This window comes from Allocatelliglobosispora scoriae, assembly GCF_014204945.1.
Taxonomy (GTDB): Bacteria; Actinomycetota; Actinomycetes; order Mycobacteriales; family Micromonosporaceae; genus Allocatelliglobosispora; species Allocatelliglobosispora scoriae.
The window spans coordinates 923,288-938,599 of record NZ_JACHMN010000002.1 but is presented as its reverse complement, the minus strand read 5'-3'; the positions used below and the strand labels follow the sequence as shown (position 1 = coordinate 938,599).

Below are 15,312 nucleotides of genomic sequence, written 5' to 3'. Positions count from 1 at the left end.
TCATCAGCGATCGGTGAGTTCTTCCAGTAGTGCATCGAAGTAGGTGATGTCCTGACGGTATTGGGCATCTGCCGGATTTATCTCCGACAACCGCTGGACGATCGCCCTGGCCTCACGGATGTAGACGGCCGACTCCGTTGGATTTCCGCCAACTGCCTCCAACAGGCCTGCCCGGCTGAGGGAGATGCTGAGGTCGCGCTGGTATTGGATGTTGGTGGGGTCGGTGGTGGTGAGTTGGCGGTCGATGGTGAGACTTTCGGCATAGCTGGCTCGGGCGGTGGCCATATCGCCTAGTTCTTCGGCGAGGTCGCCCAGCTTGGTTAGGGAGTAGCTGAGGTCGCGCTGGTATTGGATGTTGGTGGGGTCGGTGGTGGTGAGTTTGCGCGCGATGTTGAGATTTTCGGTATAGGTGGACCGGGCGGCGGCTATGTCGCCGGCTGCTTGGGCCAGGTCGCCCAGCCTATTCAGGGAGACGCTTAGGTCGCGCTGATATTCGAGATTGGTGGGGTCGGCTGCGGTGAGCTGGCGGCGGATGGTGAGGCTTTCGGTGTAGCTGGTCCGGGCGGCGTCTATGTCGCCGGCTGCTTGGGCGAGGTCGCCTAGCTTGTTCATGGAGATGCTGAGGTCGCGCTGGTATTGGATGTTGGTGGGGTCGGTGGTGGTGAGCTGGCGGCGGATGGTGAGGCTTTCGGTGTAGCTGGTCCGGGCGGCGTCTATGTCGCCGGCCGCTTGGGCGAGGTCGCCTAGCTTGTTCATGGAGATGCTGAGGTCGCGCTGGTATTGGATGTTGGTGGGGTCGGCTGCGGTGAGCTGGCGGTCGATGGTGAGGCTTTCGGTGTAGCTGGTCCGGGCGGTGACCATGTCGCCGGCTGCGCGGGCGAGGTCGCCTAGCTTGGTCAGGGAGACGCTGAGGTCGCGCTGGTATTGGATGTTGGTGGGGTCGGCTGCGGTGAGTCGGCGTGCCATGGTGAGGCTTTCGGTGTAGCTGGCTCGGGCGGTGACCATGTCGCCGGCTGCTCGGGCGAGGTCGCCCAGCCTATTCAAGGCGATGCTGAGGTCTCGTTGGTATTCAATGTCGGCGGGGTCGGCGGAGGCCCGCGAACGAGTGAGCCGAAGCATCTCATTAACGATCCGCGAGGTGGCGATGCTATTGCCCGTATTCGCCAGTGCCTCGCGCTCGCGATCCAAGAGCGTGAGATAAAGGGGATGATCATCAGCGAGCATTGGCCTCAGGTCGTTGAGGAATGCGGCCACGGTCAGCTCGCCGGGAAGCTGTCGACATACGTCGAGTGCGAAGTGGGCTAGGTTGTCGAAGTCCCCGACCGCCGCATAGTGACGACCCAGTTCGGTGAGATCACTGTATATAGCTCTCCTTGAATCCAGTCGCTGGATGTGCATGGCGATGGCGCGGACCTGCCGCGTCATCAGCTCAACCCCCTGATGCGACCCGAGCGCCTCGTTGACCCAGGTGTGCACCTGGAGCTCGCCTTCCACCGTCGCGAGCAGCGTCAGGTCGATCAGTCGGTCCGCGTCCTCGGCGGTGCGGCGGGCATCAGCCGATGACGGTGCCTCACCGTGAACCGCAAGGATCAGGTCTCCCAGCGGCAGCGGCATCCGGCTGACGGCAGCCTGCAGCAGCAGTTCCCGCTGCGTTCCGGTGAGCAGAGCGAGCAGCTCGTCCAGCAGGATGTCCCGGCTGCCGAGCAGCACCACCTGCCGTGCCGCCTCCGCCGCTCCCGGAGCACCGGCCTTGGATTTGGGGATCCTCACCTCGGTGTCAGCCGCGAGCCGCCGCAACCGCACCGCCACCTCCCGCAGCCGCCCCCGCCCGGACTGCCCGCGCAGCAGCGCGTCGGCGAACTCCATCAATCGCGGGTGCCCGCCGATGGTCTCGATGATGATCCGCCGGTCGTCGCCGACGAGCGCATCGACGGCGGGCAGCCGGCGCAGCAACCGGTCCAGCTCGGCCGGTGTCAGCGGCGGAATGTCGACGTTGAGCAGGTCGTCCGCGTCCGGTATGGGATAGCGGCAGGTCACCAGTACCCGTCCGGCGCCGGTGGAGTCGCAGAGCCGGGCGAAGATCTCGGCGAACCCCGGGTCCTTGAACCGGTCGCCGCCGACGGTGAGGTTGCGTTCGAAGTCGTCGAAGACGAGCAGCAGCCGGGTACGCGAGAGCAGCGCGAACACCAGCGCGAGCTTGTCGGCGTCGTCGGCGGACGACAGGAGGAACTCGCTGACGCGGGGGTCACCGACCGCCTCGGAGATGCGGATCAGCAGCTCGGAAGGGTTCCACTCGCCGATGTGGACGGCGGTGCTCCAGGGCTCCACGTCGGTGCTGAGCCGGGCGATGACCCGTCCGGCGAGCGCGGTCTTGCCGATCCCGCCGATGCCGGTGAGGGCGACGCCGCAGGTCTGCCCGTGTTCGGCCAGGGACCGGGGGTCGTCGCGCAGCGCCCGCAGGGTCCTGCGCAGGGGACCGCGCCGGCCGATCAGTTCTCCGAGAGCCAGCTCCCGCACCCCGGCCCCGGACGGGGCGAGCATGGGCCGGCGCAGGTGCACGACGGTCGCCGCCGGATCGCAGAGGCGCGCGTCGGAACCGGAGGTGAGCAGCGTCATCACACCGTGCTCGGGACGGACGGCGTGGCCGGTGCGGGCCGTCGCGGCGGTCGCCTCGTCGAAGAGGCTGGTCCGCGCGAACGCCAGCGCCTCCGCGACCGACCCGTTGGCGGTGGCGAGCCGCTGGTAGACGCGCGACATCAGGGCGGTGGCGTAGGGGTCGGAGATGGTGGTCTGCGCGGCGATCACCCGGTCGGCGCCCTGGCGGACGAGGGTGGCGGCGAGGCCGGTGTCGCCGCCGCCGGCACCGGCGCAGCTCGACAGCACGATCAGCGGCACCGGCCGGTTGCCGTGGCGCAGCACCTTGACCAGGTCGGCGGCGACGACCGGGACGGCGTTGCCGTCCTCGTCCTCCATCTCCAGGCCGACCGGTGAGCCGTGGGCCGACAGGTGCAGCACGTGGTAGGGGTCGCGGCGCAGCGCGTTGGCGATCTGCTGCGGCGAGGCGACCTCCAGGATCGTCACCTCGGCGTCGAGGCCCTGGGTGACGCTGATGATCGCCTGCATCTCGGCCTCGACGTCCAGCGGCTGGTTGCTGGTCCGCTCGGGCGCGGCGACGGCGGCGAGGATCTTCAGCGGCCCGGCCACGGGTGCCGTGTCGGCGCGGTCGATGCCCCGGACGTGGCGGGTCAGGCGTACCCCGGCGACGGTGGCGAAGGCCCGGTCGTCGGCGAGCCGCATCAGCTCGTAGGGCAGCGCCAGCCCGGCGCCGTCGGTGGTGACGACGACGTCGACGGCGGTTCCGAGCGCGGACTCGGTGATCAGCGAGGTCAGCCGGGCCAGCGCGTCCGGGTCGAAGAGGGCGGCGGTGAGCGCCCGTCCCCGTTCGGCGAGCTCGCCGCCGGCTTCCAGCGGCGGACGGCGCAGGACGCTCCAGGCGTCGGCGAGCCCGAGCGGGATCGCCGCGTCCTGTTCGCTGAGCAGGGTTCCGGCGAGTTCGACGCGGCTGTGGAGGCGTCCGGCGTCGACGGTGACGTCGATCGCCAGCTCATGCACGAGCGGTGCGGGTTGCCGCCGTCGGCCGAGCGGCGTCTCGGTGGTGCCGGGCTCGCCCAGCAGCACGCCGAGCAGCCGTCCGAGTCCAGGCTCGGTCATCGCGGTGACGACGAAGTGGTTGCTGGTGGCGCGGCCGAAGAAGCGGGGCAGTTCGGCTGCGGACCGGCCGGGCAGCACCACGGGCAGGATCCGCCGCAGCGCGCCGCCCTTGCTGTCGTAGACCATGTCGCGCAGCAGGTGGGCTTCGTACCAGACGCCCCGGCCCTCGTCGGGCGGTGCTTCGCCGTCGGCGCGGCGGCGGTACTCCGGCGAGGCGATGACCAGTACGAAGTCGGCGGCGTCGATCTGCTGCTGCATCCAGATCGGCCAGTTCTGCCCGGGCTGCTCGTCGGCGATGTCGAGCTTCGCGTCGATGCCCAGTTCGCGCAGGAGCCACCACAGGTCCTTGACGGCCTGCTGGTGCTCGGCCGAATCGTGGGCATAGGACAGGAATATCCTCGGCGCGACATCGACCATCTCCACATCTTTACAACGACGGACAAGCCGCGAAACCAGCCGGTTGGGTCACGGCGGCGGCCCGACGGGATAGGCTCACGGGGTGGCCAGGTATTTCGACGTGCACCCCGACAATCCGCAGGCTCGCTCGATCAAGCAGGTCGTCGAGGTGGTGCGCGAGGGGGGACTCATCGCGTACCCGACGGATTCTTGTTTTGCTTTCGGGGCCCAGATGGGCAACAAGGCGGGACTGGACCGCATCCGCGAGATCCGCCACCTCGACGACCGGCACCACTTCACGCTCGTCTGCCGCGACTTCGCGCAGCTCGGGCAGTTCGTGAAGATCAGCAACGCGGTGTTCCGGCTGGTCAAGGCCGTCACTCCGGGGAGTTACACGTTCATCCTGCCCGCGACGTCCGAGGTTCCGCGCCGGCTGCTGCACCCCAAGAAGCAGACCGTGGGGGTACGCATCCCCGCGCACACCGTCGCCCAGGCCCTCCTGGCCGAGCTCGGTGAACCGCTGCTGTCGAGCACGCTGATCCTGCCCGGGCAGACCGAGCCGTTGACGAGCGGCTGGGAGATCAAGGAGCGCCTCGACCACGTGCTCGACGCCGTGATCGACTCCGGTGACTGCGGGACGGAGCCGACCACCGTCATCGACCTGTCCCAGGACGAGCCCGAGATCATCCGCGTCGGCGCCGGGGATCCGTCCCGCTTCGAGTAGGGGCGGGGTGACAACCGCGCGGTAGCCTTGCCCTCGTGCCCCTCAGCCTGCGTGTCGCCGAGGCCGCCGACGGTGAGGCGATCGCCTCGATCCAGCTCGTCTCGTGGGAAGCGACCTACGGCCACCTGAACCGCGCCATGGTCGACGGCCTCGACCTGGTCCGCACCGCCGCCAACTGGGCACGGGTCGCCGAGGACCCCGCGTTCCGGATCGGGCTCGTCGAGTCCGGCGGGGTGCCGATCGGGTGCTGCCTCAGCGGACCCGCCGAGACCGGTCCCGAGGGTGAGCTGCACGCCGTCTACGTCCTGCCCGCGGCTCAGCGTCTGGGCGCCGGGCGGCTGCTCGTCACGGACGGGCTGGCCTTCCTGGCCGCGGCGGGGTACGCGGAGTGCGTCCTGTGGGTCGTCGACGCCAACACCAACGCGCAGGGCTTCTACCGCCACCTGGGCTTCCTCGCCGAGTCGGCCCGCGACACCTGGCGCGGCCTGCCCGTCACCCGATACCGGCGCGCGCTCTCACCCGTGTCGTGATCGCGGTGCGGTGTCGGTGGGTGGTGCCAGGATGCGGGTATGGCACCTCATGAGCGGCTGAGCCGTCAAGCGATCTCCGATGCGGTCAGCGACCTGGGCTGGCGGTTCGTTCTCGGCTTCATCCGGACCCACATCGCCGTCGCCTCGCTGGCGCAGGCCGCCGACGTCGCGTCCCGGACCGCAGCGCTCACCGGCCCCGACGACGCAGGGCGGCTACGGCTCGACCTGCGCGCGGACCACGTGATCGTCACCCTGCAGAACCCCGCCTCCGCCTGGGCGGACGTCCGGGACGTGGAACTGAGCCAGCAGATCTCCGCCGCCGTCGCCGAGCTGGGCCTCGCCACGCAACCGCAGTCGGGCGGGGGCCCGGTCGGTGCAGGTGCTGGAGATCGCGATCGACGCGCTCGACATCGCGTCGATCCGTCCCTTCTGGAAGGCGATCCTCGGCTATGCCGACGAGCCCGGCTCGCCCGGCCCGGAGGACCCGATCGTCGACCCGCTGGGGCAGAACCCGGCGATCTGGTTCCAGCAGATGGATGCCCCGAGGCCGCAGCGCAACCGCATCCACTTCGACGTCTCGGTGCCGCACGACGAGGCACCGCAGCGCATCGCGGCGGCACTGGCCGCCGGCGGAGTCCTGCTCTCCGACGCCGCGGCCCCGCGATTCTGGGTATTGGCGGACGCCGAGGGCAACGAGGCCTGCATCACCACCTGGCAGGGCCGCGACTGATCGCGCTCCCTTAGGGCCAACTCTTGAAGAGTTGGTCCTAAGGGCGAGCTCGTCGTTCGGTGATCACACCGTTTTCCCCAAAGATGGCCTGATCAAGGACCTTGATCAGGCCATCTTTGGGGAAAACGGTGTGATCACATGGGGAGGATCCATGCGAGCGCCTCGCGTCGCCGAAGAGTGGTGGGGTGATTACGTCGCTTTCCCTGAACCAGACGTGATCATGGCCCATGATCACGTCTGGTTTCCTGAATTAGACGTGATCTTCGCGGGGCGGGATCGCACACGTCGGCACACCTGCGAGCGTCTCGTCCGAACGGAGCTTGCGCCGGGGGGACCGCCCTGAGCTTCGATCGGCTCCTCGTCGTCGAGCTCCTAACCCACCGATAACACCAACTCTTGAAGAGTCGCGACGATCTTGGCGCCGCGCTGAGCCCGTGCCGCGCTACATCCGCCCAGCCCGTGCCCCGTGCTTGGTCCCAGACGCCGCTTCATGATCGCGCGGGCCGGTCTTCATGGACAGCGTCGTGGTCTTGCCCACGCCGTTGGGGCCGTCGAGCCCGAAGAGCGAACCGGCGGGGACCATCAGATCGGGGTCATCGACGGCGATCTTCGTGCCGAACGCCTTGCGGAGGCCGATCGCCGCCAACGCGAATGAGTTTTTCTCACGCAATGTGCGCCTCCTCCTGCGGAACCGCCTGGTCATGCGTTTCGCATCGTAGTGAGGTGAACCGTCCGGTTCATAGAGTTGGATATCCGGTGTATACAGCGGCGTGCTTTGGTGGGTAACACTCAAGGCATGACGGCCTACCCCGACGCGCCACGGCTAGACATCGTCGACATGATTCACGGCCAGCCGGTAGCGGACCCCTACCGCTGGCTGGAGGACGCGGCCTCGCCGCAGGCCAAGGAGTGGTCCGCGGCCCAGGACGAACTGCTCACCGCACACCGGCGGAGCTGGTCGAGTCGCACGCCGTTCCGCGACAGCGTCGCCCGGCTCCTGACCGCGGGCACCGTGTCGTCGCCGACCCGGGTCGCCGGCCAGCTCTTCTACTCCCGCCGGGACGCCGGCCAGGAGCACGCGTCGTTCTGGGTCATCCGGGCCGACAGCACCCGCAGGCTGCTCATCGACCCGATGGCGATCGACCCGACCGGCCATACGGTCCTCGACTTCGCCACCCCCTCGCCCGACGGCCGGTACGTCGCCTACGGCATCTCCGCCAACGGCTCCGAGGAGTCGGTCATCCACGTGCTCGACGTCGAGTCCGGCGCACTCGTCGAGGCCCCGATCGACCGGGCCTGGTTCACCAACCTCGCCTGGGTGCCCGGCGAGGAGGCCTTCTACTACGTGCGGCACCTGCCCCGCGACTCGATGCCCGACGGCACCGGCTACCTCTACCGCCGCGTCTACCTGCACCGCCTCGGCGACCACCCCGACACCGACCGGCTCGTCGCGGGGGAGGACGCCGGTCCTGGTCGCTACTTCACCGTGGGGATCTCCACCGACCGCCGCTGGCTCACCGTCACCGACAAGCAGGGCACCGACCCGCGCAACAACATCCACGTCGCCGACCTCGACGCCGTCGACCCGGAACTGGAGCTCGTCCAGAAGGAGGCCGACGACGCCTTCACCCACGTGGAGATCCACGACGGGCGCGCCTACGTCCTCACCAACCGGTCCGCGCCGCGCTGGCGGCTCTGCGTCACCACGCCAGACCGGCTGGGGTACGCCGACTGGCGCGACCTGATCGCCGAGGACCCCGACGCGGTGCTCGCCGACTACGCCATCCTCGACGCACCCGAGCTGCCCCGCAAGCTGCTGCTCGTCGCACGTACCCGGCACGCCGTCAGCGAGCTCACCGTCCACGACCTCGGTACCGGTGAGCTCCTCGAGACGATCGCCCTGCCCGGCGTCGGCACCGTCGGCCAGCTCCGCACCGGCCCCGGCCAGCACAGCGAGGCCTGGTTCACCTATACCGACTTCGCCACCCGGCCCACCGTCTACCGCTTCGACGGCCGCGACCGCAGCGTCGACGTCTGGGCCCGCCCGCCCGGTGCCCCGGTACCCGACGGCATCACCGCCAAGCAGGTCACCTACACCTCCGGCGACGGCACCCCGGTCCGGATGTTCCTCATCACTAACCGCGACACCCCGCCCGGCCCCCACCCCACGGTCCTCTACGGGTACGGCGGCTTCAACGTCGGCTGGAGCCCGCACTTCTCCTCCGAGATCGCCGCCTGGGTCGCCGCAGGCGGCGTCTGGGCCGTCGCCAACCTGCGCGGCGGCGGCGAGGAGGGCGAGCAGTGGCATCGCGCCGGGATGCTCGCCAACAAGCAGAACGTCTTCGACGACTTCCGCGCCGCCGCCCAGTGGCTCGCCGACCAGGGCATCACCACCCCCGACCGGCTCTGCGTCGCGGGCGGCTCCAACGGCGGCCTGCTCGTCGGCGCCGCGGTGACCCAGTTCCCGGAGCTGTTCAACGCCGCGATCTGCGGCGCGCCGCTGCTCGACATGATCCGTTACGAGAAGTTCGGACTCGGCATGACCTGGAGCGGCGAGTACGGCACCGTCTCCGACGCCGAGCAGTTCGGCTGGCTGCTGGCGTACTCGCCGTATCACCGGGTGGTGGAGGAGACCGAGTATCCGCACGTGCTGTTCACGGTGTTCGACGGGGACAGCCGGGTGGACCCGCTGCACGCCCGGAAGATGGCCGCCGCGCTGCAGCACGCGACCAGCTCGCGGCGGCCGGTGCTGATCCGGCGGGAGGCCGATGTGGGGCACGCGGAGCGAGCGGTGACCAACAGCATCGAGCTGGTCGCCGACGAGCTGGGGTTCGCGGCGAACGCGACGGGGCTGGACCTGGACGAGGAGGACTGAAGCGGACACGGAGGGTGCCTTCGCTGGCAGTCCGAGGTGTGCGCTACGCTGTACGGGCTGCCGCAGCGGAGAGATCCGATGGGGCAGCATCGGGCTGTAGCGCAGCTTGGTAGCGCACCTGACTGGGGGTCAGGGGGTCGTCGGTTCGAATCCGGCCAGCCCGACAGCAATAAGGAGCCCCGCTGATTGCCATTATGGCAGTTCAGCGGGGCTCTTTCGTGATCTACGGCGTTTCGGGAGATTCGTCCTCGTCATTCTCCTTGATCGGCGGGGGACCATCGGGGGACCTGGGGCCGGTCAGGTGGGCGCTCAGGGACGCACCGGCGGCGTCGATTTTCCGCCGGTCGGGGTGTAGGTAGCGCTGTGTCGTGGTGAGCGAGCCGTGTCCGGCGATGACTCTTAGGACGTGCACGGGTACCCCTGCGTCGGCCATCCAGGTGAGGCCGGTGTGCCGGAGGTCGTGGCGCCGCAGGTGCTCGTAACCCAAGCTCCGGATCACCTCGTCCCAGCGCGTGGCGTCCCGCAGGACGGCGGTACTGATCCGTCCTCCGCGCGGGCCAGTGAACAGACGGGTGGTCGGTGTCTTAGCGGTGTCGAGACGGGCGCCTACGAGGTCGCGCAGCTCCTCGATGATGGGGACGCGTCGGGCGCGCTTGCCCTTGGTGCCCCGCGACGATCCGGGAGTGGCAGGCAAGCCGGCCGCGCCGGGGGAGTGCTGGCTGATCCATTCCGCCTACCTCCATCGATTTCGCTTTCTTCGATGGACCCAGTCAATCCGACCGGAAGCGGCATTCTCAGGTCTAGCAGCCACCGGGACAACGGCATGAGGTAGGCAGCGACTAGGCATCCACTGACGACAAGGGGAGGCATCGCAGGTGGTGGGCAAGGACAACGCGGTTCCCAATCACGCGCTTTACAACCTCCGCGACGCCCGAGCTGAGACGCAATGTCCCGCGTCAAGAACCTGGCTCAAGATTCGTCGGTTGAAGGTTGGGTTTCGGGATCTTGGGTGTGGGCTGGGGTTTCAGTCCTGGATCGTGGTGGACCTCGATCGGCCGGTAGAACCCGAGGGCTTCGTGCGGGCGGATGTGGTTGAAGACCTGCCGGTACGCTTCGGCCTCGCGGTGCAGGTCGGGCAGGGTCTCGATCTCCATCCGGTAGAGGTGCTCGTATTTGAGGCTGCCGAATGCGCGTTCCCGGACCCCGTTCTGGCCTGGGCTCTTGCGGCGGGTGCGGATGTGGAGGAGCTCGGGGCGGGAGGCGATGAACGCGGCGAAGGCGTGGCCCTTGAACGCGCCGCCGTTGTCGGTGACCAGCTTGATCCGGGTGATCTTCCCCGTGGCTGGGTCGGTGAGCTGCTCCGCGAGAGGCACTCCGTCGGCGAGGCGTTCGGCCTCGGCGATCGCCAGGCGCACCGAGGCGATGGCGTCCGCGCCGGTGCAGGTGGGTGCGATGTGCCATCCGTACTCGTATTTCGAGTAGTAGTCGCAGACCCCGGCCAGGCGCCAGACCCCGCCGGTGGTGGTCTCGTACTCGGAGAAGTCCAGCTGCCACACCTGCAACGGCCCGGTCGGCGGGTCGGCGAACGCCGCCTTGCGCGCTTTCGCCAGTTCCCGGCGCAGGCCCTGGTAGTCGACGGGTTGGAGCAGGCCGCGGCGGCGCATCGCCCGCTCCACACTGGAGATCGACACCGCGATGCCGTCGGCGCGCATCAGGCCGAAGATCTTGCGGTGTCCCCAGCCCGGCCAGTCGTCGGCGTACTTCGCCACGAGGGGCTCGATCAGGTCGACGACCGGTGCCGGCCACGGCCCCTTCGCCCGACCGCCGGCCCGGGCGTTGGCCTGCCACCGGTGGTAGGTGCGACGCGGGATGCCGGTCAGCGCTGTGAACCTCGAGACCGGCATCGCCGCAGCTACGCGGATCACCTCGAGGTCCTCGAAGGGGCCAGCCGGTACTCCGCGGACTTCTTCCACACCCGCAACTCGACATGCGCCTCGCCGAGAGCGCTGGTCAGCTCGTCGATCTGCTCTTGGAGGGCCCGTTCACGCGGGTTGTCGACGACCCGGCCGCCCTCGGCCAGACCCGCCTTCCCGCCTTCGAGGAACTGCTGCTTCCACCGGCCGATCGACTGCTCACTGGTCTGGTTGCGCCTCGCGGCCTCGACGATCGTCATCTCCCCGGACAGGACGCTGAGCACGATGCGCAGCTTGTCCTCGACCGGGAACTGGGGCGGACGACCCATGGTCAACTCCTTAGCTCAGGACCAACAAACCCCTGTGCCAAAGATTCTGACGCGCGACAGACGTGCCCAAGTCCCAGTCATCATGCTCACCTGAAGGTCAGGGTTGGCAGTGCTGCGCAGACCAATTGAGACCACATCTGCCCAGTGTCTCAGTCGAGTTGCGCAACTCCGCCGAGGTCGCACTTGATCGGCTTGCCCGGTCCCGGCAAATCCGCTCGGGCTAAGCGGCTAGACAGTGAGAGGAAGGGCCCCAGCGAGGCGGGGGCAGGCTCGTCATGGCCAGCCCCCGCTAACTGCCTAAAGGCTAATTCCGCCCTCAGCGTCGGTACGCACGTATCGCCAGCATCAGCGTCAAGAGGGCTGCTGGCGCTCCGGCAGCGATGTGGACCAAGTGCAGATGAACTGACACCTCAGCCAACGTCGAGACCAGTCGGGAGCTCTGGTCGAAACTGAATCCCGCAGCCTTCAGCCACATAGGGTAACTGGCCACCACTAATACCAGCACCATCACAGAACTCGGGTGGTGGGGGAAATTGATGGAACTGGGGGCCCTGTTCCAACCATGTTGCGCGTGACACGGACAGCAGCAGGCGAACCTGTACGGCGCGACCTGACCCTTCCGAAACGCGCCGGCTTGGGAGACAATGGCTCCCAAGCCGAGCCAGCCGTTCATTCGGACTCCTTCGGTCGAAAGCCCCCGCTTCGACCACGCGCCAACGAGAGCGAGCGGGGGCTGTTTCCTGCCGGTGTTTCCCGGCTTGTTCATTCAAATACGCCAGGTTTCCTGCGGCAATGCACACGGACTTGAACGGACTTCAAAGGACTTGCGTACCCGAACGGTAGAAGAGTGGTAGCACGAACAACATCCCTCTCCCCTGATGACGGGCCATTGGCCCGCTTCGGGCTGGCTCTTCGCGCGCTACGAGAAAGCGCGCCGCCTGGCCGGTTTCGAGAGATAGCCGAGGTGGCCGGCCGTGCCAAGGTGAGCAAGTCTGCGATCTTCGCTGCTTTGGCAGGTTCCACGCTTCCAACGCGCAGGCTTCTAGCGGTCATGGTCGAGGCATGGTCTCGGGACCCAGGGCGCGAACTGGAGTCCTGGATGCAACGAAGGGCCGACTGTGAAGATCGTATTGTCGGTCAGCCCGCTAGAACTCGACGTACCAGCAGTTCCACGGCATCCAGACGATCAACAAATGAGTTCGGGAGAGCACTCCGGGCAGCACGGGTGAACGCTGGCATGTCGCTGAGGGTTCTCGCAAGGCACCTCCATTACAGCAGCGGGTATCTCTCAAAGGTAGAAAATGGACAGTCACCATCGGGCGACTTGGCGAGAAGCGCTGGCGTCCTATTCGGTGATGGCGGCGCCCTGATGGAGTTATGGGAGAAGGAACACGGTCGGTGAGTGTCTCTTGTATTAGCTGGAGACAGGAAACGTAACCGTTTTGGTCTCGCATCTCGCAAACTTTTAGCTGCTAGCACGCACCCTTCGGTCTAGCAGCTAGTTGCAGCGACCTTATATATGTTAAGTCACGTGACTTATCGATTTAAATAGCCCGCTGAACAGCTTTTATGGAGTGCCAACGTGGCTCATCTTCTTCAGAGTTGATCCTGGGAACACCTGGGACGTAGGGGTCGAGCTTGGTGTTGCCTGTCTCTTAATTGAGATGGATACAGGCACCCACCTTGGGGAACCCGTTGCGGTTAAGTACCGTCTGCGACTCGTGTCGCGGCGAATCTGCAGGTCTTCGCCGCGACACGAAGGTCGGTTAGCTGCGTGTTTTGCGTAGGCGGGCGGCCCAGCGGTGGGCGTATTCCATGACCTCGTATTGGTCTTCGGCGTCGGCGGTCAAGATGTTGCTGGTGCCGAGCATGCGGTGTAGGTGGCGGTAGCTGCCGCCGCCTCGCTTGACGATCAGCCCGGTCAGGTATTCCAGGCGTCGGGCGGGGTAGTCGTCGTGGTCGTCTGGCATGTATCACCGGCGTAGTTGCCGCAGGGTCGCAGGGTCGCAGATCATGATTCCGTGCTCGACGGGCCTGCCGCAGTGGCAGGTGGGCTCGTTGCAGAGGTCGCAGATGTAGGAGGCGGAGTCGGAGGTGCCGGCCTGGGCTCTGGTGATGCAGATGCGGCCCGCGCAGCGGTCGGCTAGTCGCTGGGCTCGGGCTAGGTCCTCGATCGCGGTCTCGCAGGGGCTGCATCTGGCGAAGGGCTCGTCGACGGCCCGGGTCTGGCATTCGAGGCATACCGCGCCGGGGCATGCGGCGCAGTCGACCATGGATCCGCCGTCGTGGCTGGCACTGTCGGCGGCTTTGAACTGGGAGGTGCACCGGCCGACGCACGGCGAGTCGTCCTCGGGAGCGCGCAGGCGGGCCTCAGGGATCTGGCGGGCGAGTGCGGCGTGGGCCTGCTGGTACGTCTCGCCGGTCTCGGCTCGTCGTGCCTGGATGAGGTGTTTGGGGATGCGCCGGGTCGACATGATGGTTCTCATTCCAGGGCGGCGCCCGCGTCACCGCCCCTTTGCCACCGGCCTACACCCACCCTGACCAGCCACAACCGACGCACAGGCCCCGACTCGTGAACTTCAGTAGGTTTGCCGCGGCCGTTCGCAGTCCTGCGGTAGCGCTGTCCGCCGGATCCCGAGATAGGTGACGACATCCTCGCTCATGTCCAGAGTGGTCGCGATCATTTTCGGGACAGCGCGTGGTCATCGGGCAACTTACAGTTGGTCATGCCTCATAGCCCCTATGCGGTCCTGCTGGACGCCGAGCCTCCATCAGCGCCTGATGCCACTCTTGACCTGCCGCCCGGCATCGATGTCGATGCCCTCGCCGAGGCTCTGGATGCGGTCTTCGCCGACGCCCCGGACGTCGACCAGGTGGCCGTACTCGTCGGCGGGCAGACGATCGGCGGGTGCAGCCGGGCGAGACTCATCGGGGCCGCTCGCGGCTTTGGCGATAGCGACGGGGCTGTCCTGCCTGGGCGCCCCCGCTACCAGATCATCCAGTTGTCATGTGAGAGCTGTGACTTCACCATGGTGCGGATTCACATTGATCATCGCTCTATGCCGCTGTGCCGTAACGGTCACGGTCCGGTGCGCCGGGTCTCCGTCGATCCCGCGGGCGCCTGACATGGAGGTATCCGGCCTCGGCCTCGACGGTTTTCTGCACAGGTTCTTCATTGTCGCCTTCCTTCCCACAGCGCTAGCCGGGTTGTTTGTGATCGTCTTGGTCCAGGCCGGCGCACCGGGCGGCGTTGACCTGACGGCGCTGTGGCGCAACATGACGCACACATCCGTTGCCGCGATCCTCGTTGCCCTCGTGCTCAGCCTGATGCTGGCTCTGCTGCTCAGCCCAGCTCTGCTGGGACTGGTGCGGACCTTGGAAGGGTTATGGCCGCGTTGGCTTCGCCCGTTGAGTTCCCTGGGCATCTGGCGCCAAGGCCGCCGACGTGACCGCCTGATTCGGCGCGAGGAGTTCCTGTTGGCTAAGGCCGCAGCTGGCGATGAGCAGGCGCTTATCGACAGCGGTGAGATCGGAGCGTTGTGGCGCAAACGCTTTCCACCCGGTTCTACGCTGCTGCCTACCACTTTCGGTAACGCGCTGTCGGCCAGTGAGGGCCGGGCGGGCTCGCGGTATGGATGGGATGCGGTGGTGGCTTGGCCGCGGCTGTACCCGCTGCTGCCGGACCGGATGCAGGAGATAGCCGACGACCGGCGGATGCGGATGGACATGATGGTGTCGCTGGCGGTGTACTGCACCGTCTCGGCGGCGGCTACGGGCGGGCTGCTCGCCACCACCGGGTACTGGCTTCTACTAATCCTGATTCCGCTGTCCTCGGCCGCGCTGGCGTATCGCTCGGCTACGACCGCAGCTGTGGCGTACGGCGATACGCTGGAGGTCTGCTTCGATCTCTACCGTTTCCAGCTACTGGAACAGCTGCATGTGCCGTTGCCCGCAGACAGCGCGGCAGAGAAGGTCATCGCCGAACGGCTGTGCTTGCAGTGGCGGCAGGGCGTTGAGGAACCGCCTTTGATCTATGCGCATCCGGTCTCTGCGGAACTGAGCTGATCACTGTGGCCGGCAGGTTCTCCGCCGCTCGGGCGGGTC

At 67.4% G+C, this 15,312-nt stretch carries 14 protein-coding genes, 1 tRNA gene and 1 pseudogene; 8 read left to right on the top strand and 8 right to left on the bottom strand.

What is annotated here, in order from left to right; genetic code table 11:
• Window positions 1–3: 3 nt before the first annotated feature.
• Window positions 4–4,128 carry a CHAT domain-containing protein gene (locus F4553_RS09885; RefSeq protein WP_184834712.1) on the bottom strand — a complete coding sequence of 1,375 codons (4,125 nt, stop codon included), beginning with the start codon at window positions 4,126–4,128 and terminating at the stop codon, window positions 4–6.
• 82 nt (window positions 4,129–4,210) lie between these two features.
• Here F4553_RS09885 and F4553_RS09880 point away from each other — a divergent pair, with 82 nt between their 5' ends.
• Window positions 4,211–4,831 carry an L-threonylcarbamoyladenylate synthase gene (locus tag F4553_RS09880; RefSeq protein ID WP_184834710.1) on the top strand — a complete coding sequence of 207 codons (621 nt, stop codon included), beginning with the start codon at window positions 4,211–4,213 and terminating at the stop codon, window positions 4,829–4,831.
• A gap of 35 nt (window positions 4,832–4,866) precedes the next feature.
• Complete coding sequence (locus tag F4553_RS09875) at window positions 4,867–5,361, top strand: GNAT family N-acetyltransferase (RefSeq protein WP_184834708.1); 495 nt, start codon at window positions 4,867–4,869, stop codon at window positions 5,359–5,361.
• Between the two features lie 213 nt (window positions 5,362–5,574).
• Here the strand turns inward: F4553_RS09875 and F4553_RS40865 are convergent, their stop codons facing one another.
• Window positions 5,575–5,772 (bottom strand): hypothetical protein, encoded by a 198-nt coding sequence (locus tag F4553_RS40865; RefSeq protein WP_246466265.1) that lies wholly within the window; start codon window positions 5,770–5,772, stop codon window positions 5,575–5,577.
• On the opposite strand from F4553_RS40865, the gene F4553_RS40860 reads away from it, so the two are divergent.
• The gene (locus F4553_RS40860; RefSeq protein ID WP_312875148.1) at window positions 5,741–6,091 is read left to right on the top strand and encodes a VOC family protein; all 351 of its coding nucleotides are present in this window, start codon (window positions 5,741–5,743) and stop codon (window positions 6,089–6,091) included. The genes F4553_RS40865 and F4553_RS40860 overlap by 32 nt on opposite strands.
• A 442-nt stretch (window positions 6,092–6,533) precedes the next feature.
• On the opposite strand, the gene F4553_RS09865 is transcribed toward F4553_RS40860, so the two are convergent.
• Window positions 6,534–6,761 (bottom strand): P-loop NTPase family protein, encoded by a 228-nt coding sequence (locus F4553_RS09865; protein WP_376776201.1) that lies wholly within the window; start codon window positions 6,759–6,761, stop codon window positions 6,534–6,536.
• A gap of 126 nt (window positions 6,762–6,887) precedes the next feature.
• Between F4553_RS09865 and F4553_RS09860 the strand changes: the two genes are divergently transcribed.
• Both F4553_RS09860 and F4553_RS09855 read left to right on the top strand, forming a co-directional pair.
• Entirely contained in the window at window positions 6,888–8,966 is a 2,079-nt protein-coding gene (locus F4553_RS09860; RefSeq protein WP_184834706.1) for a prolyl oligopeptidase family serine peptidase, read from the top strand.
• Window positions 8,967–9,056: 90 nt separating this feature from the next.
• A tRNA-Pro gene (locus F4553_RS09855) sits at window positions 9,057–9,130 on the top strand.
• 59 nt (window positions 9,131–9,189) lie between these two features.
• On the opposite strand, the pseudogene F4553_RS09850 reads toward F4553_RS09855, so the two are convergent.
• The 3 genes and pseudogenes from F4553_RS09850 to F4553_RS09840 form a co-directional block, all read right to left on the bottom strand.
• A pseudogene (locus tag F4553_RS09850) lies at window positions 9,190–9,636 on the bottom strand (site-specific integrase); the annotation flags it as partial.
• Window positions 9,637–9,922: 286 nt separating this feature from the next.
• Window positions 9,923–10,891 (bottom strand): integrase core domain-containing protein, encoded by a 969-nt coding sequence (locus tag F4553_RS09845; RefSeq protein ID WP_221469632.1) that lies wholly within the window; start codon window positions 10,889–10,891, stop codon window positions 9,923–9,925.
• A complete protein-coding gene (locus tag F4553_RS09840; RefSeq protein ID WP_184830645.1) occupies window positions 10,888–11,208 on the bottom strand; it encodes a transposase in 321 nt (106 codons plus the stop codon). Before F4553_RS09840 ends, F4553_RS09845 begins: the two co-directional genes overlap by 4 nt.
• A gap of 1,051 nt (window positions 11,209–12,259) precedes the next feature.
• Between F4553_RS09840 and F4553_RS42925 the strand changes: the two genes are divergently transcribed.
• Window positions 12,260–12,610: a helix-turn-helix domain-containing protein gene (locus F4553_RS42925; protein ID WP_376776200.1), complete on the top strand. Its 351-nt coding sequence runs from the start codon at window positions 12,260–12,262 to the stop codon at window positions 12,608–12,610.
• Window positions 12,611–12,974: 364 nt separating this feature from the next.
• Here the strand turns inward: F4553_RS42925 and F4553_RS09830 are convergent, their stop codons facing one another.
• Window positions 12,975–13,178, bottom strand: a complete 204-nt coding sequence (locus F4553_RS09830) for a hypothetical protein (RefSeq protein WP_184834702.1) — start codon at window positions 13,176–13,178, stop codon at window positions 12,975–12,977.
• A gap of 3 nt (window positions 13,179–13,181) precedes the next feature.
• On the bottom strand, window positions 13,182–13,682 hold the full coding sequence (locus F4553_RS09825) for a hypothetical protein (RefSeq protein WP_184834700.1): 501 nt from the start codon (window positions 13,680–13,682) through the stop codon (window positions 13,182–13,184).
• 252 nt (window positions 13,683–13,934) lie between these two features.
• Between F4553_RS09825 and F4553_RS09820 the strand changes: the two genes are divergently transcribed.
• Both F4553_RS09820 and F4553_RS09815 read left to right on the top strand, forming a co-directional pair.
• A complete protein-coding gene (locus F4553_RS09820; RefSeq protein WP_184834698.1) occupies window positions 13,935–14,333 on the top strand; it encodes a hypothetical protein in 399 nt (132 codons plus the stop codon).
• 1 nt (window position 14,334) lies between these two features.
• Window positions 14,335–15,273: a hypothetical protein gene (locus F4553_RS09815; protein ID WP_184834696.1), complete on the top strand. Its 939-nt coding sequence runs from the start codon at window positions 14,335–14,337 to the stop codon at window positions 15,271–15,273.
• The last annotated feature ends 39 nt before the right edge of the window (window positions 15,274–15,312 follow it).